The 20163-nt window shown below is 72.8% G+C and carries 15 protein-coding genes; 10 read left to right on the forward strand and 5 right to left on the reverse strand.

Going from position 1 to position 20163, the window contains the following annotated elements; translation table 11 throughout:
* Window positions 1-114: 114 nt before the first annotated feature.
* The 3 genes from ACTWJ8_RS26400 (at window position 115) to glgP (ending at window position 4087) form a co-directional block, all read left to right on the forward strand.
* The gene (locus tag ACTWJ8_RS26400) at window positions 115-687 is read left to right on the forward strand and encodes a maltokinase N-terminal cap-like domain-containing protein (protein WP_443260430.1); all 573 of its coding nucleotides are present in this window, start codon (window positions 115-117) and stop codon (window positions 685-687) included.
* Between the two features lie 140 nt (window positions 688-827).
* Complete coding sequence (locus ACTWJ8_RS26405) at window positions 828-1298, forward strand: hypothetical protein (RefSeq protein ID WP_443260431.1); 471 nt, start codon at window positions 828-830, stop codon at window positions 1296-1298.
* Between the two features lie 170 nt (window positions 1299-1468).
* On the forward strand, window positions 1469-4087 hold the full coding sequence (glgP, locus tag ACTWJ8_RS26410; RefSeq protein ID WP_356389245.1) for an alpha-glucan family phosphorylase: 2619 nt from the start codon (window positions 1469-1471) through the stop codon (window positions 4085-4087).
* A 24-nt stretch (window positions 4088-4111) separates the two neighbouring features.
* Here glgP and ACTWJ8_RS26415 read toward each other — a convergent pair whose 3' ends face one another.
* The 3 genes from ACTWJ8_RS26415 to ACTWJ8_RS26425 form a co-directional block, all read right to left on the reverse strand.
* A complete protein-coding gene (locus tag ACTWJ8_RS26415; RefSeq protein ID WP_356389243.1) occupies window positions 4112-6181 on the reverse strand; it encodes a M4 family metallopeptidase in 2070 nt (689 codons plus the stop codon).
* A 256-nt stretch (window positions 6182-6437) separates the two neighbouring features.
* On the reverse strand, window positions 6438-8303 hold the full coding sequence (locus tag ACTWJ8_RS26420; protein WP_443260432.1) for an ABC transporter ATP-binding protein: 1866 nt from the start codon (window positions 8301-8303) through the stop codon (window positions 6438-6440).
* On the reverse strand, window positions 8300-10111 hold the full coding sequence (locus ACTWJ8_RS26425) for an ABC transporter ATP-binding protein (protein ID WP_443260433.1): 1812 nt from the start codon (window positions 10109-10111) through the stop codon (window positions 8300-8302). The genes ACTWJ8_RS26420 and ACTWJ8_RS26425 overlap by 4 nt, the downstream gene beginning before the upstream one ends.
* A gap of 160 nt (window positions 10112-10271) precedes the next feature.
* Between ACTWJ8_RS26425 and ACTWJ8_RS26430 the strand changes: the two genes are divergently transcribed.
* Genes ACTWJ8_RS26430 through ACTWJ8_RS26445 form a run of 4 tightly spaced genes read left to right on the forward strand, consistent with a single transcriptional unit; the run spans window position 10272 to window position 13939 of the window.
* Window positions 10272-11192 carry an ABC transporter ATP-binding protein gene (locus tag ACTWJ8_RS26430; RefSeq protein WP_443260434.1) on the forward strand — a complete coding sequence of 307 codons (921 nt, stop codon included), beginning with the start codon at window positions 10272-10274 and terminating at the stop codon, window positions 11190-11192.
* Window positions 11189-11968 (forward strand): ABC transporter permease, encoded by a 780-nt coding sequence (locus ACTWJ8_RS26435; RefSeq protein WP_356389236.1) that lies wholly within the window; start codon window positions 11189-11191, stop codon window positions 11966-11968. Before ACTWJ8_RS26430 ends, ACTWJ8_RS26435 begins: the two co-directional genes overlap by 4 nt.
* A 35-nt stretch (window positions 11969-12003) precedes the next feature.
* The gene (locus ACTWJ8_RS26440; RefSeq protein ID WP_356389267.1) at window positions 12004-13305 is read left to right on the forward strand and encodes a sensor histidine kinase; all 1302 of its coding nucleotides are present in this window, start codon (window positions 12004-12006) and stop codon (window positions 13303-13305) included.
* Window positions 13295-13939 carry a response regulator transcription factor gene (locus tag ACTWJ8_RS26445; protein ID WP_356389234.1) on the forward strand — a complete coding sequence of 215 codons (645 nt, stop codon included), beginning with the start codon at window positions 13295-13297 and terminating at the stop codon, window positions 13937-13939. The genes ACTWJ8_RS26440 and ACTWJ8_RS26445 overlap by 11 nt, the downstream gene beginning before the upstream one ends.
* A gap of 12 nt (window positions 13940-13951) precedes the next feature.
* On the opposite strand, the gene ACTWJ8_RS26450 is transcribed toward ACTWJ8_RS26445, so the two are convergent.
* Complete coding sequence (locus tag ACTWJ8_RS26450) at window positions 13952-15067, reverse strand: haloacid dehalogenase-like hydrolase (protein WP_443260435.1); 1116 nt, start codon at window positions 15065-15067, stop codon at window positions 13952-13954.
* A 135-nt stretch (window positions 15068-15202) separates the two neighbouring features.
* Between ACTWJ8_RS26450 and ACTWJ8_RS26455 the strand changes: the two genes are divergently transcribed.
* Both ACTWJ8_RS26455 and ACTWJ8_RS26460 read left to right on the forward strand, forming a co-directional pair.
* Window positions 15203-16072, forward strand: coding sequence for a helix-turn-helix domain-containing protein (locus ACTWJ8_RS26455; RefSeq protein WP_443260436.1), 870 nt, complete (start codon window positions 15203-15205; stop codon window positions 16070-16072).
* Window positions 16069-16503: a VOC family protein gene (locus tag ACTWJ8_RS26460; protein WP_356389229.1), complete on the forward strand. Its 435-nt coding sequence runs from the start codon at window positions 16069-16071 to the stop codon at window positions 16501-16503. The genes ACTWJ8_RS26455 and ACTWJ8_RS26460 overlap by 4 nt, the downstream gene beginning before the upstream one ends.
* 17 nt (window positions 16504-16520) lie before the next feature.
* Here the strand turns inward: ACTWJ8_RS26460 and glgX are convergent, their stop codons facing one another.
* Entirely contained in the window at window positions 16521-18791 is a 2271-nt protein-coding gene (gene glgX, locus ACTWJ8_RS26465; RefSeq protein ID WP_356389227.1) for a glycogen debranching protein GlgX, read from the reverse strand.
* 144 nt (window positions 18792-18935) lie between these two features.
* Here glgX and ACTWJ8_RS26470 point away from each other — a divergent pair, with 144 nt between their 5' ends.
* A complete protein-coding gene (locus ACTWJ8_RS26470; protein WP_443260437.1) occupies window positions 18936-20156 on the forward strand; it encodes an Ig-like domain-containing protein in 1221 nt (406 codons plus the stop codon).
* The last annotated feature ends 7 nt before the right edge of the window (window positions 20157-20163 follow it).

Below are 20163 nucleotides of genomic sequence, written 5' to 3' on the forward strand. Positions count from 1 at the left end.
TCACGCCAGTTGGCAGCCTCTCGTGCGGTGTGAAGCGCCACAAGGAGGTACGAGGTGGCGGAATCGGCCATATCCCCCTTGGCGGGAGGGGCGGGAGCGGCCGATGATGACCCCGTGTCGATCATTCACCGCACCACACTGAAGCCCACGAAGCTCGAACTCCTCGCCGAGTGGCTGCCGAAGCAGCCCTGGTACCAGGGGTCGGGGGCCCCGGACCTCGCCAAGGCCGGCGGGTTCCGCCTCGACGACCCGGCGGGCGAGGTCGGCCTCGAGTTCATGGCCGCCACGGACACCTCGGGCCCCGAGCCCGTTACGTACCACGTGCCGATGGCCTACCGCGGCGCCCCGCTGGAGGGCGCCCCCGACGACGCGCTCATCGGCACCGTCGAGCACGGCGTCCTCGGGAAGCGCTGGGTGTACGACGGGGCGAAGGACCCGGTCCTCGTACGGGAGTTGACCGCCCTGCTGAAGGGCGAGGTGCCCGCGCACGCGCAGAGCGTCGACGGGGAGCTCGACCCGACCGTGCACGCCCGCGCCACCGTTGATGACGTGCGCCCCGAGATCGTGCGCGTCCTGGCGGCCGGTTCGACGGTGCCCGACGACGCGCTCGGCGAGGTGACCGCCGAGTGGGAAGCGGAGGACGGGCGGCGGGTCCGTGGGGTTTTCGTGGTGGTCCGCGCCGGCTGACGACCTCTGGGCGTTGCGTGCCTCTGGGTGATCATGAAATCTGACATCGTGGGAAGGTCGCCGACGACCTGAGGCGACGACTTCCTGCACCGACGTCCGAATGGTTTGGATGTGGTTTTTTGATCTGGGGGGCAACACGCATGACAGCGACCCGACGTCCGCGGCGCCTGGCACGCATCCTCACGGGAGCGGCCCTCGCGGTGGGCGCGCTGCTCGGGGCGGCCGCGGCACCCGCGGCGGCCGCCGACCCCAACCCCGAGGCCTCCGTCACCTACCAGAACGTCGGCACCAGTGTCGGCGTCCGGGTGGCGCTGACGCAGGCCGGCACGTACCTCGGCCAGGTCGAGTTCGACCCGGCCGAGCAGCAGCTGCGCGTCCTCGACACGCTGAACGACGACGACACGTTCTACGTGCACGTCTCCTCCACGCAGGGCGGTGTCCGGCACAACCTGGGCACCTACTCGGCGCCCGGCAGTGAGGCGCCCGTGGACTCCCTCGTGAAGGACTTCGACCTGCCGAAGGGCACGCCCCTCGACATCGAGGTCTACGACGACGCGGCCCTCACCGACTACATCGGCGGGGCGCGCGGCACCGGGGCGGCCATCGCCTAGCAGCGGCCTTCACGGCATCCGCGGACGGCGGTCCGGGCGCGCACGGCGCGTGCCCGGGCCGCCGTCCGCGTTCCGGCGCCCCGGCACGCGCCGTGGCCCGCGGCGCGGAGGGGCCGCTACCGTCGGGGGCACGACCCAGGCATCCGACGCGCAACCGCAGAGGTGAGCACGTGAAGGCCATCCGTCGATTCACCGTCCGCCCGGTCCTGCCCGAACCCCTCGCCCCGCTGCACGACCTGGCGCGCAATCTGCGCTGGTCCTGGCACGCGGGGACGCGCGACCTGTTCGCCGCCGTCGACCCGGAGCGCTGGGCCGCGTCCGGCGGCGATCCGCTGCGGCTGCTCGGCAGCGTTCCGCCCGAGCGGCTCGCCGCGCTCGCGGGCGACGAGGACTTCCTGGCGCGGCTGAGCGAGGTCGCCGACGATCTGCGCGGCTATCTGCACGACGACCGCTGGTACCAGGAGCGGGCGCGCCAGTCCGAACTCCCGTCCGGCATCGCCTACTTCTCGCCGGAGTTCGGCATCACGGCCGCGCTGCCGCAGTACTCGGGCGGCCTCGGCATCCTCGCGGGCGACCACCTCAAGGCGGCCAGCGACCTCGGGGCTCCGCTGATCGGCGTAGGGCTCCTCTACCGGCACGGGTACTTCCGGCAGTCGCTGTCGCGGGACGGCTGGCAGCAGGAGACGTACCCGGTCACCGACCCGAACGAGCTGCCGCTGACGCTGCTGCGGGAGCCCGACGGCACGCCCGCGCACCTCGCGCTCGCCCTGCCCGGCGGGCGGCGGCTGCTCGCCCGGGTGTGGCAGGCGCAGGTCGGCCGGGTGCCGCTGCTCCTGCTCGACTCGGACGTCGAGGAGAACGACGTCCACGAGCGCGAGGTGACCGACCGGCTCTACGGTGGCGGCAGCGAGCACCGGCTGCTCCAGGAGATGCTGCTCGGCATCGGCGGGGTGCGCGCCGTCCGCGCGTACTGCCGGATCAGCGGGCATCCGGCGCCCGAGGTGTTCCACACGAACGAGGGGCACGCGGGCTTCCTCGGCGTCGAGCGGATCGCCGAACTCGCCGAGCAGGGCCTCGACTTCGACGCGGCCCTGGAGGCCGTGCGGGCGGGCGCCGTCTTCACCACTCACACCCCCGTGCCGGCCGGTATCGACCGCTTCGACCGGGAGCTCGTCGCCCGCCACTTCGGCGCCACCGCCGAGCTGCCCGGACTCGACGTGCAGCGGATCCTCGGCCTCGGCATGGAGACGTACGCGGGCGGCGACCCGAACGTCTTCAACATGGCGGTGATGGGCCTGCGGCTCGCCCAGCGCGCCAACGGCGTCTCCACGCTGCACGGCTCGGTCAGCCGCGCCATGTTCGCGGGCCTGTGGCCGGGATTCGACGTCGAGGAGGTGCCGATCGCGTCGGTGACCAACGGCGTGCACGCGCCCACCTGGGTCGCGCCCGAGGTGTACCGGCTCGGCGCCCGGCAGATCGGCGAGCGGCGCACCGAGGACGCCCTGTCGGTCGGCGGCTCGGACCGCTGGGACGCCGTCGGCGAGATCCCCGACCGGGACATCTGGGAGCTGCGCGGCGAGCTGCGCCGTCAGCTCGTGGACGAGGTGCGCGAGCGGCTCGCCGCGTCCTGGCGGCAGCGCGGCGCGGGCGCCGCCGAACTCGGCTGGATCGACGGCGTGCTGGACCCCGACGTGCTCACCATCGGCTTCGCGCGCCGCGTCCCCTCGTACAAGCGGCTCACACTGATGCTGCGCGACCCGGACCGGCTGATGCGGCTGCTGCTCGACGAGGAGCGTCCTGTTCAGATCGTGGTCGCGGGCAAGGCGCACCCGGCGGACGACGGCGGCAAGCGGCTCGTGCAGGAGCTGGTGCGGTTCACCGACGACCCGCGCGTGCGGCACCGGATCGTCTTCCTGCCCGACTACGGGATGGCGATGGCGCAGAAGCTCTACCCGGGCTGCGACGTGTGGCTGAACAATCCGCTGCGCCCGCTGGAGGCCTGCGGCACGTCCGGCATGAAGGCCGCGCTCAACGGCTGCCTCAACCTGTCCGTCCTGGACGGCTGGTGGGACGAGTGGTTCGAGCCCGACTTCGGCTGGGCCATCCCCACGGCCGACGGCACGGCCACGGACGAGCACCGGCGCGACGACCTGGAGGCGGCCGCCCTCTACGACCTGCTCGAACGCCGGGTGACGCCGCGGTTCTACGAGCGCGGGCCCGGCGGGCTGCCCGACCGGTGGATCGAGATGGTCCGCCAGACCCTCACCCACCTCGGCCCGAAACTGCTCGCGGGGCGCATGGTCCGCGAGTACGTCGACCAGCTGTACGCCCCGGCCGCCGCCTCGGCCCGCTCCCTGGGCCCGGACGCCGCCCGGGACCTCGCCGCGTGGAAGGCCCGGGTGCGGGCCGCCTGGCCGCGGGTCACCGTCGACCACGTGGAGGCGTCGGCGGGCGGCGCCGAGCTGGGCGCCACCCTCGGCCTCCATGTCCGGGTCGCGCTCGGCGCGTTGGGGCCCGACGACGTCGAGGTGCAGGCCGTCGCGGGCCGCGTCGACTCCGAGGACCGGATCACCGAGCCGACGACGGTGCCGCTGAAGCCGGTCGGCGGCCCCGACGACGAGGGGCGTTGGGCGTACGAGGGGCCGCTGGCCCTCGACCGGAGCGGCCCCTACGGGTACACCGTGCGGGTGCTGCCCGCGCATCCGCTGCTCGTCTCCGTGGCGGAGACGGGGCTCGTGGCGCTGCCGACGGAGGCGACGCAGGAAGGGGCCGGGGTCCTGATGCGCTGACCCCGGCCCCACCGCATCCGCGGTCTACGGGAACGTCAGCTTGAAGCTGTTGATGTAGCCCGTGTCCGAGGCGCCGAGGTCCTGCACCTTGAGCTTCCAGGTGCCGTTCGCGGTCTCGGCGGAGGCGTTGACCGTGTACGTGGTCTGGATGTTCGGCGTCGGGTCGTACGCGGAGCTGTGCAGCCGGTACGTGCGGCCGCTCGGCCCCACCAGGTCGACCTGGAGGTCACCGCTCCAGGTGTGCACGATGTCGACGCCGACCTTCAGCGTGGACGGGGCCGCGCCGCTGATGCCGGAGACCGTGACGGATGAGGTGACGGCCGAGCCCGGGTAGTCGGGGATGTTCACGTTCGTGTCGTTGGTGAACGTCTTGCCGGTGCCCGGGTCGCTGCCGCCGGAGCGGGCGCCGACGTTGACGCCGGCCCACGCGTCCTGCACGGCCTTGTACTCGGCGGACGTCGTCCCGTACAGCTCACCGGCGGCGGCGAGGGTGCCGGTGCGGGCGCCCGCGTAGTTCGTCGTCGACGTGAACTTCGTGGAGAGCGCCTTGAACCAGATCAGCGCCGCCTTGTCGCGGCCGATGCCGGTGACCGGAAGGCCGTCGGAGGTCGGCGAGTTGTAGGTGACGCCGTTGATCGTCTTCGTTCCGCTGCCCTCGCTGAGCAGGTAGAAGAAGTGGTTCGCGGGGCCCGACGAGTAGTGCACGTCGACGCTGCCGATGCCCGAGTACCAGGCGTCCTTGGAAGCGCCGTCCTTGCTCGGCTTGTCCATGTAGCGCAGCGGGGTGCCGTCACCGTTGATGTTGATCTTCTCGCCGATGAGGTAGTCGCCCACGTCGGTCGAGTTGTTGGCGTAGAACTCCACGGTCGAGCCGAAGATGTCGGACGTCGCCTCGTTCAGGCCGCCGGACTCGCCGGAGTAGTTGAGACCCGCGGTGTGCGACGTGACGCCGTGCGTCATCTCGTGCGCGGCCACGTCGATCGAGGTCAGCGGGTGGGTGTTGCTGGTGCCGTCGCCGTACGTCATGCAGAAGCAGCTGTCGTCCCAGAACGCGTTGACGTACGCGTTGCCGTAGTGGACCCGGCTGTACGCGCCGACGCCGTCGCCGCGGATGCCGGTCCTGCCCTGCACGTTCTTGTAGTAGTCCCAGGTCAGCGCGGCGCCGTAGTGCGCGTCGGCGGCGGCCGTCTCGGAGTTGGAGGCCGAACCGTTGCCCCACACGTCGTCGGCGCCGGAGTAGAGGGTGCCGGTGCCGGACGTGCCGCGGTTCAGGTTGTACGTCTTGTGGCCGCCGCGGTTCGTGTCGTTCAGCGTGTACGAGGAGCCGGACTGCGCGGTGCCGAGGGTGACGGTGCCGCTGTACTGGGTGTTGCCCGTGCCGGTCTCGATGGCCTGCCACTCGTGGAGCTTCTTGCCGGTGGTGGCGTCGGTGATGACGTGCAGTTCGTTGGGCGTGCCGTCCTCCTGGAGGCCGCCGACGACGGTCTCGTACGCGAGGGTGGGCTTCCCCTTCGTCGCGCCCTGGCCGAGCCAGACGACCTTGCGGGGCGCCTTGTCGGCCTCGGTCTTCTTCGAGCCGTCGGCCTTCGCGAGCTTCACCGCCTGGTCCTCGGCCGCGGCGGGCTTCACGTCGGCGCTGGTGTCGACGTTCGTGAGCCGGGCCTTCGCCGCCTTGGTGACGCTCTTCTCGGTGCCGGACTTCGTGGCCTCGACGATCAGGTCGCCGCCGAGGACCGGGAGGCCGTCGTAGGTGCGCTCGTAGCGGGTGTGCGTCGTGCCGTCCTTGTCCTGGAGGACGTCACGGACGACGAGTTTCTCCTGCTTGCCGAGGCCGAGGTCCTTGGCGGTGTCGGCCTTGCCGGCGTTCGCCTCGCGTATCAGCTCGGCGCGCTCGGCGGGGGAGAGCTTCACGGGCAGGGCGCCGGGGTCGGCCCCCTTTGCGGCGTTGGCGACCGAGCGGGCGGCGGGGCTCGCGCCCTGGGCGTCCGCGGTGGCGGCGCCCGAGGGGAAGGCCACGGCCAGCAGGGCGGTGACGGCTCCGACGGCCGCCGCAGCGGTCGCCCTACGTCTGTGGGAGGTGGAGGTGCGTGTCACGCTGACTCCTTCTGCACGGCCGCAGCATGGGTGCGCGGCCAGCGGGGAACGGACGGCGGGGTTGGCCGTCCGGGCAGAACGCAGTGCAGGCAGTGCTCTGTGGAGAGGCCGGGCACGTCGGGGCTGTGGGGCAGCTGTGCTTCGGCCGTGGGGAAGAGTGGCAGCAGAGAGCGCGATCTGTCAGGAGCGCGCCAACAGGTTGGCCGGAAATCGTTCGTTGTCCGGTGGACGACGTTCGGTTGCCGGTGCGGCCGGCTCAGCCGACCACGCTCTCCCGCCACGCCCGGTGGAGTTCGGCGAACGTGCCGGTCCCCGCGATGAGTTCGGCCGGTGGGCCGTCCTCGACGATCTCGCCGTGCTCCATCACCAGCACCCGGTCCGCGATCTCCACCGTCGACAGTCGGTGCGCGATCACGACGGCCGTGCGGTCGCGCAGCACCGTGCGCATGGCGCGCTGCACCGCGCGCTCGCCGGGGATGTCGAGGGAGCTGGTCGCCTCGTCGAGGATCAGCACCGCGGGGTCGGCGAGCAGGGCGCGGGCGAACGCCACCAACTGCCGCTGACCTGCGGAGATCCGGCCGCCGCGCTTGCGTACGTCCGTGTCGTAGCCGTCCGGGAGACCGGCGATGAAGTCGTGCGCGCCGATCGCCTTCGCGGCCCGCTCGATCTCCTCGCGGCTCGCCTCGGGGCGGCCGATCGCGATGTTCTCCGCGACCGTCCCGGAGAACAGGAAGGCCTCCTGCGTCACCATCACGACGCCCGCGCGCAGCTCGGTGAGGGACAGCTCGCGCAGGTCCACACCGTCGAGGAGGACCTGCCCGTGCGAGGGGTCGTAGAAGCGGGCGAGGAGCTTGGCGAGCGTCGACTTGCCGGCGCCCGTGGAGCCGACGACCGCCACCGTCTGCCCGGCCGGAAGCGTCAGGTCGAAGCGGGGCAGGACCTCGCCGCCCGTCCGGTAGCCGAAGGAGACCGACCGGAACTCGACCTCGCGGCCCCGCTGTTCGCCCTCGCGCGCGGGCAGCGGGCGCGGCGTGGCCGGTTCCGGCACGGACGGCTCCTGGGCGAGCAGTCCGGCGATCTTCCGCAGCGAGGCGGCCGCGCTCTCGTACGCGTTGAGGAACATCGCGAGCCGGTCGATCGGGTCGTACAGGCGGCGGATGTACAGCACCGCGGCCGCCAGCACACCGAGTTCGAGGGTGCCGCCCGCCACCCGGTAGGCGCCCCACAGGACCATGCCCGCCACCGCCGTGTTCGCGACGAGCCGGGAGCCGACGACATAGCGGGCCATCTCCAGCATCGCCGTGCCGTTGGACCGCTCGTGCCGGTGGTTGAGCCGCGCGAAGTGCTCGTCGTTGGCCCGCTCGCGGCGGAAGGCGCGCACCGGCCTGATCCCGTTCATGGTCTCGACGAACTTCACGATGACCGCGGCGATGGCCGAGGAGCGCTCCGCGTAGGCCCGCGCCGCGCGCTGCCGGTACAGCCGGATCAGGACGTAGAGCGGGCCGAAGGACAGGGCGGCCACGGCGCCGATGCCGAGGTCGAGCCAGAGCAGCATGGCCGTGATGTAGACCGAGCCCACGATCACGTTGACCAGCTCCTGCAGGCCCTCGCTGAGCAGTTCGCGCAGCGCCTCGACGTCCGTCGTGGCCCGCGAGATGACCCGGCCCGACGTGTACCGGTCGTGGAAGTCGACGCTCAGCGCCTGCGCGTGCCGGAAGATCCGGCCGCGCAGGTCAAGCAGCACGTTCTGGCTGACGCGGGCCGAGAACTGGACGTACGCGTACACGAAGGCCGCCGATCCTGCCGCGCACAGCAGGAACGCCGCGCCGACGACCACCAGCGGGCCGTGGTCGCCCGCCCGGAACGCGGGGACCGCGCTGTCGATGGCGTACGCGACGATCAGCGGGCCCGACTGCACGGCCGCCTGTTGCAGGAGCAGCGCGAGGACGGTGAGCGCCACCGTGCGGCGGTGCGGGGCGAGCAGCGAGCGCAGCAGGCCGCCCGTCGCGCCCTTGGCGGCCGGCAGGTCGTCGCGGTCGAAGGGGTCGCCGGGGGAGGGGAGCCGGACGTCCTCGTCCTCCGGCTCGCCGGTCGTGGGGTTCGGCTTCGCGGTCGTCGTCATACGCGCTCGGTCTCCGTCCTCGTGCCCTGCTCCTCCGCGTCGCCCGACATCAGGTGCCGGTACTCGGCGTTCGTGCGCAGCAGTTCGTGGTGCGTGCCCACCGCCGCGATCCGGCCCTCCGACAGCAGCGCGACCCGGTCGGCGAGCAGCACCGTCGACGGCCGGTGCGCCACCACGAGCGCCGTGCTGTCGGCGAGCACCCGGCGCAGGGCCGCCTCCACGGCCGCCTCGGTGTGCACGTCGAGCGCGGACAGCGGGTCGTCCATGATCAGGAAGCGGGGCGCGCCCACGACGGAGCGGGCGAGGGCGAGCCGCTGGCGCTGGCCGCCGGACAGGCTGAGGCCCTGCTCGCCCACCTCGGTGTCGACGCCGTCGGGCAGCCGCGCCACGAAGTCGGCCTGCGCGACACCGAGCGCCTGCTCAAGGCGGTCGGGGCCGGTGGCCTCTCCGGCACCCATCAGCACGTTCTCCGCGACCGACGCCGAGAACAGGGTGGGCTCCTCGAACGCCACGGACACCAGCTCGCGCAGCTCGGCGCGCGGCATCGAGGCGATGTCCCGGCCGTCGACCGTGATGCGCCCCGCCGTCACGTCGTACAGCCGCGGCACGAGCGCGGTGAGCGTGGTCTTGCCGCTGCCGGTGGCCCCGACGAGCGCCATCGTCTCGCCGGACCGGATGTGCAGGTCGACGCGGGCGAGGGTGGGCGGGGAGTCCGCCGCCGCGTCGGGGTACCGGAAGGAGACCCCGTCGAACCGCAGCCCGTCCGCGGCCGGTTCGCCGGCCTCGGCGCGCACCCGGGGGTCCTCCGGGTCCGCGTCCATCACCTCGAAGAACCGGCGCGTGGCCGTCGCCGCCTCCTGGCTCATCGCCAGCAGGAAACCGATGGACTCGATGGGCCAGCGCAGCGCGAGCGCCGTGGACAGGAACGCGACGAGGGTGCCCGCCGACAGCGATCCCTCGGCGACCTGCACCGTGCCGACCACCAGAGCGGCGCCGAGCGCCACCTCGGGAAGCAGCGTGATCACCGTGAGGATCCCGGCGAGCAGCCGCGCCTTGAGCAGCTCCGTGCCGCGCACCGTACGGGCCAGGTCGCGGAAGGCGCGGGCCTGGCTGCGGTGCCGGCCGAAGCCCTTGATGACGCGGATGCCGAGCACCGACTCCTCGACGACCGTCGTCAGGTCGCCGACCTGGTCCTGCGCACGCCGCGACGCCTGCGCGTAGCCGTGCTCGAAGCGGTAGCAGAACGCGATCAGCGGCACCGCGGGAGCCAGCAGCACCAGTCCGAGGCCCCAGTCCTGCACGATGAGCAGGGCGAGCCCGGCGAGGATCGTCACGCCGTTGACGATCAGGAACGTCAGCGGGAACGCGAGGAACATCCGCACCACCATCAGGTCCGTCGTGCCGCGCGACAGGAGCTGGCCCGAGGCCCACCGGTCGTGGAAGGCCACGGGCAGCCGCTGCAGATGCCCGTACAGATCGGCCCGCAGCGCCGCCTCCACCCCCGCGAGAGGCCGCGCCACCAGCCAGCGGCGCAGCCCGAAGAGCAGCGCCTCCGCGACGCCGAGCGCCAGCAGCATCCCGGCGCCCAGCCACACCCCGGCCGGATCGCGGTCGGTGACCGGGCCGTCCACGATCCACTTCAGGACGAGCGGGAACACCAGCGCCAGGCACGAGGCGAGCACGGCCACGACGGCCGCGCCGGCCCACCGCGCGCGCACCGGGCGCACGTACGGCCACAGCCGCAACAGCGTCCGCACGGCGGAGAGTTGACCGGTCGTCTCTGTGGTGGCACGTGTCGTCTTCGGCATCAGGAGCGAGCCTACGGATTGCCACTGACAACGCCCACCGAGTTTCGGCCCGGCCCCCGCGGCGCCCCGGAGTCGTACCCGCCATCAACCGATCGGCTGATGCGCGCTCGAGCGCGATGGCCGATGCCCCGGCCCGGCCCGCGCCGCGAGTCTTGATGCCATGACCACCACCACAGCACCGCTCATCGAGGTCGCAGGGCTGCGCAAGACGTACGCCGGGCGGGCCGTCGTCGACGGGGTGTCGTTCACCGTCGGCGAGGGCGAGATCTTCGGGGTCCTCGGGCCGAACGGCGCCGGCAAGACCACCACCGTCGAGTGCGTCGAGGGCCTGCGCGCGCCCGACGAGGGGCGGGTGCGGGTCGCGGGCCTCGACCCCGTGCGGGACCACGCGCGGGTCACCGGGATCCTCGGCGCCCAGCTCCAGGAGAGCGAGATCCAGCCGAAGCTGACCGTCCGCGAGGCCCTGGAGCTGTACTCCGCGTTCTACCCGGACCCGCTCGACTGGCGGCCGCTCGCCGAACGACTGCGGCTCACCGACAAGCTCGGCACCCGGTTCGCGAAGCTCAGCGGCGGCCAGAAGCAGCGCCTGTTCATCGCGCTCGCCCTCGTCGGCAACCCGCGGGTCGTCGTCCTCGACGAGCTGACCACCGGGCTCGACCCGCGCTCGCGCCGCGACACCTGGGAGCTGATCGAGGAGGTGCGCGCGGGCGGCGTCACCGTCCTGCTCGTCACGCACTTCATGGAGGAGGCGCAGCGGCTCTGCGACCGGATCGCCGTGATCGACAACGGCCGGGTCGCCGCGCTCGACACCCCGGCGGGCCTGATCAGCAGGGCCGCCTCGTCCACCGTCATCTCGTTCACGCCGTCCGCCCCGCTCGACGCGGACGCGCTCGCCGGACTGCCCGCGCTCACCGCCGTCGGCCACAAGGACGGCCGGATCACCCTGAACGGCACCGACGACACCGTCACCGCGCTGCTCACGCTGCTCGCCCGGCAGCACATCACCGCCCACCAACTCCGGGTCTCCGACGCCACGTTGGACGACGCCTTCCTGGACCTGACGGGAGTCGGACAGTCATGACCACCGCGACCGCACCCACCTCCGCGGCCGACCGGACGCCCGCCAACAGGGCCGTCCTCAAGGCCGAGTTCACCCTCTTCCGGCGGGAGGCGGGCAGCGTCGTCGGGATCCTGCTGTTCCCCGTCGCGCTCCTCGTGATCCTCGGCTCCATCCCGTCCTTCCGCGAGACCGACGCCGGGATCGGCGGGATCCGGCTCGTCGACGCGTACGTGCCCGTGACCGTGCTGCTCGGCATGCTCGCGGGCGGCATCCAGTCGATGCCGCCGATCATCACCGGGTACCGGGAGCGCGGAATCCTGCGCCGCATGTCGACCACGCCGGTGCGCCCCTCGGCCGTGCTCGGCGCGCAGATGGGCATCCACGGCGCGGCCGTCCTCGTCTCCGTCGCGCTCTGCCTCGCCGTGGGCCGCCTCGCCTTCGACGTGGCGCTGCCCCGGCAGCTCGCCGGCTACCTCCTCGCGCTGGTCCTGTCCGTCGTCGTCTCGCTCGCCCTCGGCGCGCTGATCGCCTCCCGGGCCCGTACGACGAAGGTGTCCAACGCGATCGGGTCGATCGTGTTCTTCCCCGCGATGTTCTGCGCGGGCGTCTGGCTGCCGGTGCAGGCGATGCCGGACACGCTGGCCCGGATCGTGGAGCTGACCCCGTTCGGCGCCGCCGCGCAGGCGCTCAACGAGGCGGCGGCGGGGGACTGGCCCGCCTGGTCCCACCTCGGCGTGCTCGCGCTGTGGGCCCTCGTGCTGATCCGCGCCGCACGGCGCTGGTTCCGCTGGGAATGACCCGGGAGGCGGGCATGGTCGCGCAGACTGAGGTCATGGACGAGCGTGACCCCCAGGACGTGCCGGCGGCGGGCGGGCCGCTCGGCGACGCGGTGGCGGACGTCGAGCGGCGGTGGCGCGAGTTCCACCGCTACTCGCCGTACGCCCTGCTCGGCGTCAGCGTGCTCCTTTCGGTGCCGACGAACGCGGCCTTCGGAGTCACCCGGCCCGGCTGGTACGCGATGGCCGCCCTGGTCGTCGCGGCGGCCGTCCTGGAGGGCCTCGCGGTGCGCGCCCGGCTCGCCGCGAAGGGGCCGTCGGCCACCGGGTCGGTCTACTACGGGCTGCGCTGGGCGCTCGCCTTCGGCCTCGCCTGGATCAACCCGCTCTTCGCGTTCTACGCCGCCATCGGCTACTTCGGCGCCGACCGCTTCCTGCTGCCCCGGCTGATCAAGCCGGGCCTCGCCGCGTCCGCCGTGATCCTCGCCGGCTCGCAGTCCGGCGGGCTCCCGCCGCAGAACGCGGCGCAGTGGGCCCTGTTCGGCGCGCTGTACGCCATCAACATGGCGCTCGTCGCGGCCATGATCCACCTCGACTCGAAGGAACGGGAGCGCACCCAGGCGCAGGTCGCGACCATCGCCGAGCTGGAGCGCACCAACAAGGCGCTCCAAGAGGCCCTCGACGAGAACGCCGCCCTGCACTCCCAGCTCCTCGTCCAGGCGCGGGAGGCCGGCATCTCCGACGAGCGGCGCCGGCTCGCCGCCGAGATCCACGACACCATCGCCCAGGGCCTGACCGGGATCATCGCCCAGCTCCAGGTCGTCGCGGGCACCGACGACCGGGACCTGGCCCGCGAGCACCTCGACCGGGCCGCCGACCTCGCCCGGCACAGCCTCGGCGAGGCCCGCCGCTCCGTGCACAACCTGGCGCCCGCCGCCCTCGACGACGCGACGCTCGCCGAGGCGCTGAAGAAGACCGTCGCCGACTGGTCGGCGCGCACCGGTGTCCGTGCCGACTTCACCCTCACCGGCACCGCCGAACCGCTGCACGAGGAGATCGAGGCCAGCCTGCTGCGGATCGCCGAGGAGGCGCTGTCGAACGCGGCCCGGCACGCCGCCGCCACCCGCGTCGGCGTCACCCTGTCCTTCATGGCGGGCCAGGTCACCCTCGACGTGCGCGACGACGGCCGCGGCTTCGACCCGCTCGGCGTGCCCGCCCGCTCCGGCAGCGGCGGCTTCGGCCTCGACGGCATGCGGGCCCGCGCCGAGCGGCTCGCGGGCGGCGTCACCGTCGAGTCGGAGCAAGGCGGCGGCACCGCGATCTCCGCTCACGTACCGTTGGTGCGCCATGACCAGTGACCCCGCCATCAGCCTGCTCATCGTCGACGACCACCCCGTCGTACGGGACGGTCTGCGCGGCATGTTCGAGTCCGCCGCCGGTTTCACGGTCCTCGGCGAGGCGGCGAACGGGGTGGAGGCCGTCGCCCGCGCCGCCGCCCTCGACCCGGACGTCGTCCTCATGGACCTGCGGATGCCGGGCGGGAACGGCGTCGACGCGATCCGGGAGCTGGCCAGGCAGGGCGTGCGGGCCCGTGTCCTGGTCCTCACCACGTACGACACGGACTCCGACACGCTGCCCGCGATCGAGGCGGGCGCCACCGGCTATCTGCTGAAGGACGCGCCGCGCGAGGAACTCTTCACGGCGGTACGGGCCGCGGCCGAAGGCCGCACGGTGCTCTCGCCCGCGGTGGCGTCCCGCCTGGTCACGGCCGTGCGGGCGCCCGCGCCCGGCACCGACGAGACGCTGTCGGCGCGCGAGCGCGAGGTCCTCGTGCTGGTCGCGAAGGGCACGTCGAACAAGGAGATCGCTCGCGAGCTGTTCATCAGCGAGGCCACGGTCAAGACCCATCTCACCCACATCTACGGCAAGTTGGGCGTGAAGGACCGCGCGGCGGCGGTGGCCGTGGCCTACGACCGGAAGATCCTCGGCTGAACCGCGGCGTCCCTAGCGGATCTCGTCCGGAGTCACCGTCACCCACCGCTTGTCGGCGGTCACCTTCTGGCCCAGCTCCTTCTGCCGCTTGACGCCGTCCGCCTTCATGGCGTCCAGCTCCTTCATGTAGCTGTCCTTGCGGTTGACCCACACCCGCACGCCGCCGTGCGCCACGTCCACCGAGCGGAACAGCATCGGGCCGTCGCTCTTCGGGGTGTCGCCGGCGGCGAGGATCGGCTTCTTCCAGGCGTCGACGTACGTGCTGATGGCGGCGGGCTTGCCCTCGTACCAGGTCGCCGGTGCCCACAACTTCGGCGTCAACTCCCGGTTCTCCAGGGCCTTCTGGTCGAACGTCCCGGCCGCGATCTCCTTGCGCGCGCTCGTCACGTCACCCGTCTTCCGGTCCTTCAGGAGCGCGGCGACCCCGATGACGTTCTCCGGCTTCACGTCGTAGCCGTACTTCGGGTCGGCGAGCACCATCCGTACGAGGTCCTCGCTCGCGGCGCTCACCACGTACACCTCGATGCCGTGCGAGCGCAGCACGTGGTACAGCTCGCGCATCCCCTCCGAGAACTCCGGCGGCTTCGCCCCGCCCGGCAGCGGCCCGTCGTACGCGAGCAGCTCGTCGACCCAGCCCTTCAGCTGCTTCAGCGTGAACCCGGAGAAGATCTGCGCGGCCCACGGATAGCAGACCTGGTCGTCGACCTCGCACAGCCGGTTGTAGTACTCGGTCAGCGTCTCCTTGTGGTCCGCCGTGTCCTTGAAGGGGATCACCTTCAGCGACGGGTCCATGGTGTCCCGCGTCAGGACGCCCTTCTGCTCCAGGAACGGCAGCAGCGACTCCTCCAGGTCGTTGCGGTACGTCGTGTTGTCCGCGTCGAACGTCGCGTAGGCGCCCTTCTCGCCCTCGTGCGCCGCCACGACCCGGGCGAGCTGCTTCGCCTGCGCCCGCGGCCAGTGCTTCAGCTGGGCGGCGACGGCCCGCGCCGTCGCGTCCCGGCCCGTGGCAGCGGTCGCCTCGGTGTCCGGCCACGCCACGGTGGTGGCGAGCGCGGCGGCGAGGGCGGCGGCCGCGGCGCCGATGAGGAGGGGCTTCTTGCGCGAGGAGTTTCTGCTGGCTTCGGTCACGGCGCGCCACCCTAGAGCCACGGCCGCCGGATTCCCATGATCGAACTCACCGTCCGTGACCGGCATGCGACCGCCGGGCGCGGGTAGGTCTCGGGCTCGTATAGCGGGTAGGCCTCCGGCTCGCATACTGGAGGCATGACCGGCTCCCAGGAGTTCGTGCGCGCGACGCCACGGCCCGGCGGACCGATCGTCTCGGCGGTCGGCTACCGCACGCAGGGCCTGCCTCCCGCGCTCCACCGCGGCCTGCCGTCGCCGTACCTCACGGTGATCTTCACCCTCGACGAGCCGGTCGTCGGCGGCCACACCCCCGAGGAGGCGCTCGGCCCCGGCGCCGTCCGCACCGACATCGTCGTCGGCGGACTGCACCAGCGCCCCGAGTACATCGCCCAGTCCGGCTCCGACGCGGGCATCCAGCTGGCCGTGCACCCCCTCGCCGCCCGCGCGCTGCTCGGCGTCCCGGCGGCCGAACTGGCGGGGCCCGTGGCGGTCGAGGGCACGGACCTGCTCGGCCGGGCCGCCGCCGACGTACGCGAGGAGCTGGCGGAACTCGACGACTGGCGGGCCCGGTTCGACCGGCTCTCCGGCTACCTCGCGCGCAGGGGCGGCGGCGAGCCGCTGGCCGGGGTGCGGCCCGAGGTCGCGGAGGCCTGGACCTGGATCGCACGGCACCGCGGCGCCGGCACCCTGAAGGGGCTCGCCGCGCACGTCGCCCTCAGCGAGCGCCGACTCACCACGCTGTTCCGCGCCGAGACCGGACTCAGCCCCAAGCAGGCCGCCCGCCTGATGCGCTTCCAGCACGCGAAGGCCGCCGTCGTCCGGGCCGTCGCCGCCGGTGACCCGCCCGACCTGGCCCGCGTCGCCGCCGAGCACGGCTACTGCGACCACTCCCACCTGGTCCGCGACTTCCGCCAGTACACGGGCGTGAGCCCGACCGGGTGGATCGCCGAGGAGTGCCGAAACATCCAAGCCGGGGGCCACCGCAACGGCGAAGAATCGACAGCATGAACACCACACAGAGCACCCAGCGGACCACCCGCGAGCCCGCCGTCTGGCCCACTCTCCAGGCGAACGACGCGCCCGCGCTCATCGACTTCCTCGTCAACACCGTCGGCTTCCTGCGCACAGCCGTCTACGAGGACGGCGACCGCGTCGCCCACGCCCAGCTCGACTGGCCCGAAGGCGGCGCGATCATGCTCGGCTCCCACAAGCCGGAGGCCGAGGAGGGCGCCTGGTGCCTCAAGCCGGGCACCTTCGGCTGCTACGTCGTCACCGCCCGCGTCGACGAACTGTACGGCCGCCTCGTCGACGCCGGCGTCAAGATCCTCCGAGAGATCGCCGACCAGCCGTACGGCAGCCGCGAGTTCGCGATCGTCGACCCGGAGGGCAACCGCTGGTCCTTCGGCACGTACGCGGGCGAGCCGCGGCCTACGGCCTGACCTTCACGCCCTGACGTTCAGGACCCGACCTTGAGGAGCAGCACCGTCCGCGCGGCGACGGTGATCGTGGCGCCGGCCTCGTACGACACGGCCGGCGCCGCGGACTGCTCCTCCTCACCGGTGTCCACCACCACCTCGTACGCGCGGGCCCAGGGCTCCGGCGGCAGCACGAAACTCTCGGCGCGGTCGCCGGCGTGCAGGATCGCCAGGAAGCTGTCGTCGCGCACCGGCTCGCCGCGCGCGTCCCTGCCGGGGATGTCGCGCCCCGACAGATACATGCCGACCGTGCCCGCGGGCGCGTACCAGTCGGCCTCCGTCATCTCGGTGCCCCGCGACGTGAACCAGGCGAGGTCCCGCAGCCCGTCCGCCGAGTGCGCCCGGCCGGAGAAGAAGGCCCGCCGCCGCAGCACCGGATGCGCGTGCCGCAGCGCGACGAGCCGCGCCGTGAGCTCGAACAGCTGACGGCAGCCGGGGTCGTCCATGAGGCCCCAGTCCACCCAGCTGATCTCGTTGTCCTGGCAGTACGCGTTGTTGTTGCCGCGCTGCGTGCGGCCGAACTCGTCGCCCGCGACCAGCATCGGCACCCCCGTCGAGAGCAGCAGCGTCGTCAGCAGGTTCCGCAACTGCCGCCTGCGCAGGGCCCGTACGTCCTCGTCGTCGGTCTCGCCCTCGACGCCGCAGTTCCACGACCGGTTGTCGTGCGTGCCGTCCCTGTTGCCCTCGCCGTTCGCCTCGTTGTGCTTGAACTCGTACGACACGAGGTCCCGCAGCGTGAAACCGTCGTGCGCCGTCACGAAGTTGACCGAGGCGTACGGGCGGCGCCCGCCCCACGCGTAGAGGTCGCTGGAGCCGGACAGGCGGTACCCCAGGTCCCGTACGTCGGGCAGCGCTCCGCGCCAGAAGTCCCGCACGGCGTCGCGGTAGCGGTCGTTCCACTCCGTCCACAGCGGCGGGAAAGCGCCGACCTGGTAGCCGCCCGAGCCCACGTCCCACGGCTCCGCGATCAGCTTCACCCGGCGCAGCACCGGGTCCTGCGCGATCACCGCGAGGAACGGCGAGAGCATGTCGACGTCGTGCATCGAGCGGGCCAGCGCCGCCGCCAGGTCGAAGCGGAAGCCGTCGACGCCCATCTCCGTGACCCAGTACCGCAGCGAGTCCGTGATCAGCCGCAGCACCTGCGGCTGCACGACGTGCAGGGTGTTTCCGCAGCCCGTGTAGTCGGCGTAGCGCCGCGCGTCGCCCTGGAGCCGGTAGTAGCCGCGGTTGTCGATGCCCTTCAGGGAGAGCATCGGACCCAGCTCGCCCGCCTCCGCCGTGTGGTTGTAGACGACGTCGAGGATGACCTCGATGCCCGCGTCGTGCAGCGCCCGCACCATCCGCTTGAACTCGCCGACCTGCTGCCCGGCCGTGCCCGACGCCGCGTAGCCCGCGTGCGGGGCGAAGTAGCCGATGGAGTTGTAGCCCCAGTAGTTGCGCAGGCCCCGGCGGAGCAGATGGTCCTCGTGCGCGAACTGGTGCACCGGCAGGAGCTCCACCGCCGTCACACCGAGCCGCACCAGGTGCTCGATCGCGGCGGGGTGCGCGAGCCCGGCGTACGTACCCCGCAACTCCTCCGGGATTCCCGGGTGCTGACGGGTGAAGCCGCGCACGTGCAGCTCGTAGATCACCGAGTCCGCCCACGGCGTCTTCGGCCGCCGGTCGTCCACCCACTCGTCGCCGTCGGCGTCGTCGTGCACGACCACGCCCTTCGGCACGTACGGCGCCGAGTCCCGGTCGTCGCGCACGGTGTCGGCCACATGCTGCTCGGGCCAGTCCCGCACGTGCCCGTAGACCTCGGGCGGCAGGCCGAACTCGCCGTCCACCGCCCGCGCGTACGGGTCGAGCAGCAGCTTCGCCGGGTTCCAGCGGGCGCCGGTCCACGGGTCCCAGCGGCCGTGCACCCGGAACCCGTAGCGCTGCCCCGGCAGCACGCCCGGTACGAAGCCGTGCCAGATCTCGTGCGTCAGCTCGGTCAGCGGCGCCCGCCGCTCGTGACCCGCCTCGTCGAACAGGCACAGCTCCACGGACTCGGCGCCGCCCGCCCACAGCGCGAAGTTGGTGCCCGCGACCCCGTCGGGGCCGACCCGGAAGCGGGCGCCGAGCGGCACGGGCGTGCCCGGCCACACCGGTTCCAGGGCGGGCACGCGCTCCCGCTCGTGGGCCCGCCCGGAGAACGGCGCGGGCAGCGCTCTGCCGTTGCCCCCGCGCGGTGCGCTCTGTACTGCCTCCTGCTCGGCTGCGCTCGACACCTGTCGGCCTCCCGCGGCTCCACGACTCATGGGCACGGGGTGCCCGGCGTCCCGGCCGCGCGCCCCGTGCTCCTTCCCCTGTTCTGCCCAGAGGTTCGCTCGCACTCACGTTTCCCCATCGGGGTGCACGTCGTTGCCCTTGGCGTGAGAGCAGCTGTGAGGCGTGCGCGGCACGCAGGGGCGACACTGGGCGCCGTACTGACCGGGGCAGGACTGATCGGGGCGCTCGCCGGGTGCACGTCGGACACCACGTTCGACAAGCCGCCGTCCGCGCGGGAACTGATCCGTGTCACGCCGGACGACCGGACGAAGGGCGTCCGGACGCAGCAGCCGCTCCGCGTCACCGTGCCGGAGGGCCGCCTCCAGTCCGTGCGGGTCGTCGAGGTGAGGGACGCGGAGGAGCGGGCGGTGCCGGGCCGCCTCGAGCACGACGCGATGCGCTGGCGCCCCGCGGGCCGCGACCGCCTCGCGCTCGCCGCGCAGTACAGGGTCGACGCCGTCGCGGTCGACGGGCACGGCCGCCGCGTCGCCCGGCACACCACGTTCACCACCGACGTCCCGGACAAACGGTTCATCGGCTACGTGACGCCCGAGCACCGCGCCAGGGTCGGCACCGGCATGATCGTCAGGATCGCGTTCAACCGGCGGATCGAGAACCGGGCCGCCGTGCAGCGCGCCATCCGGGTCACCGCGAGGCCCCGCGTGGCGATCGCCCCGCACTGGTTCGGCCACGACCGCCTCGACTTCCGGCCGCGGCGATACTGGCGGCCCGGCACCAGGGTCACCGTCGACCTCGGCCTGCGCGACGTACGGGCGGCGCCCGGTGTCTACGGGCGGCAGGACAAGACCTTCACGTTCACGGTCGGCCGCAGCCAGGTCAGCGTCGTCGACGCGGCGGCGCACACCATGCGGGTGTTCAGGAACGGCCGCCTCGCGGAGACCGTGCCGATCACGGCGGGGGCGCCCACCTCGACGACGTACAACGGAAAGATGGTCGTCAGCGAGATGCTCGACGTGACGCGCATGGACGGCCGCACCGTCGGCTTCGGCGGCGAGTACGACATCCCCGACGTGCCGCACGCGATCCGGCTCACCGACTCCGGCACCTTCCTGCACGGCAACTACTGGTCGGGCGGCGTATTCGGCAACAGCAACGTCAGCCACGGCTGCGTGGGCCTGCGCGACGTGAAGGGCGGCGGCTCCTGGACGCCCGCGGGCCGCTTCTTCGACCGCACGCTCATCGGCGACGTGGTCGAGGTCAGGAACAGCGCGGACAAGAAGGTCGCGGCCGACAACGGTCTGGGCGGCTGGAACATGGACTGGAAGCGTTGGAGGGCCGGGGGAGCGCGGGCCGGCGGGGCGTAGTCGAACG

Source organism: Streptomyces sp. SDT5-1 (assembly GCF_052245995.1).
Taxonomy (GTDB): domain Bacteria; phylum Actinomycetota; class Actinomycetes; order Streptomycetales; family Streptomycetaceae; genus Streptomyces.

Coding starts and splice junctions, on each gene's coding strand:
- ACTWJ8_RS26405 (WP_443260431.1), top strand. CDS start 828: ATGACAGCGACCCGACGTCCGCGGCGCCTGGCACGCATCCTCACGGGA.
- ACTWJ8_RS26420 (WP_443260432.1), bottom strand. CDS start 8,303: ATGACGACGACCGCGAAGCCGAACCCCACGACCGGCGAGCCGGAGGAC.
- ACTWJ8_RS26425 (WP_443260433.1), bottom strand. CDS start 10,111: ATGCCGAAGACGACACGTGCCACCACAGAGACGACCGGTCAACTCTCC.
- ACTWJ8_RS26430 (WP_443260434.1), top strand. CDS start 10,272: ATGACCACCACCACAGCACCGCTCATCGAGGTCGCAGGGCTGCGCAAG.
- ACTWJ8_RS26435 (WP_356389236.1), top strand. CDS start 11,189: ATGACCACCGCGACCGCACCCACCTCCGCGGCCGACCGGACGCCCGCC.
- ACTWJ8_RS26440 (WP_356389267.1), top strand. CDS start 12,004: ATGGACGAGCGTGACCCCCAGGACGTGCCGGCGGCGGGCGGGCCGCTC.
- ACTWJ8_RS26445 (WP_356389234.1), top strand. CDS start 13,295: ATGACCAGTGACCCCGCCATCAGCCTGCTCATCGTCGACGACCACCCC.
- ACTWJ8_RS26455 (WP_443260436.1), top strand. CDS start 15,203: ATGACCGGCTCCCAGGAGTTCGTGCGCGCGACGCCACGGCCCGGCGGA.
- ACTWJ8_RS26460 (WP_356389229.1), top strand. CDS start 16,069: ATGAACACCACACAGAGCACCCAGCGGACCACCCGCGAGCCCGCCGTC.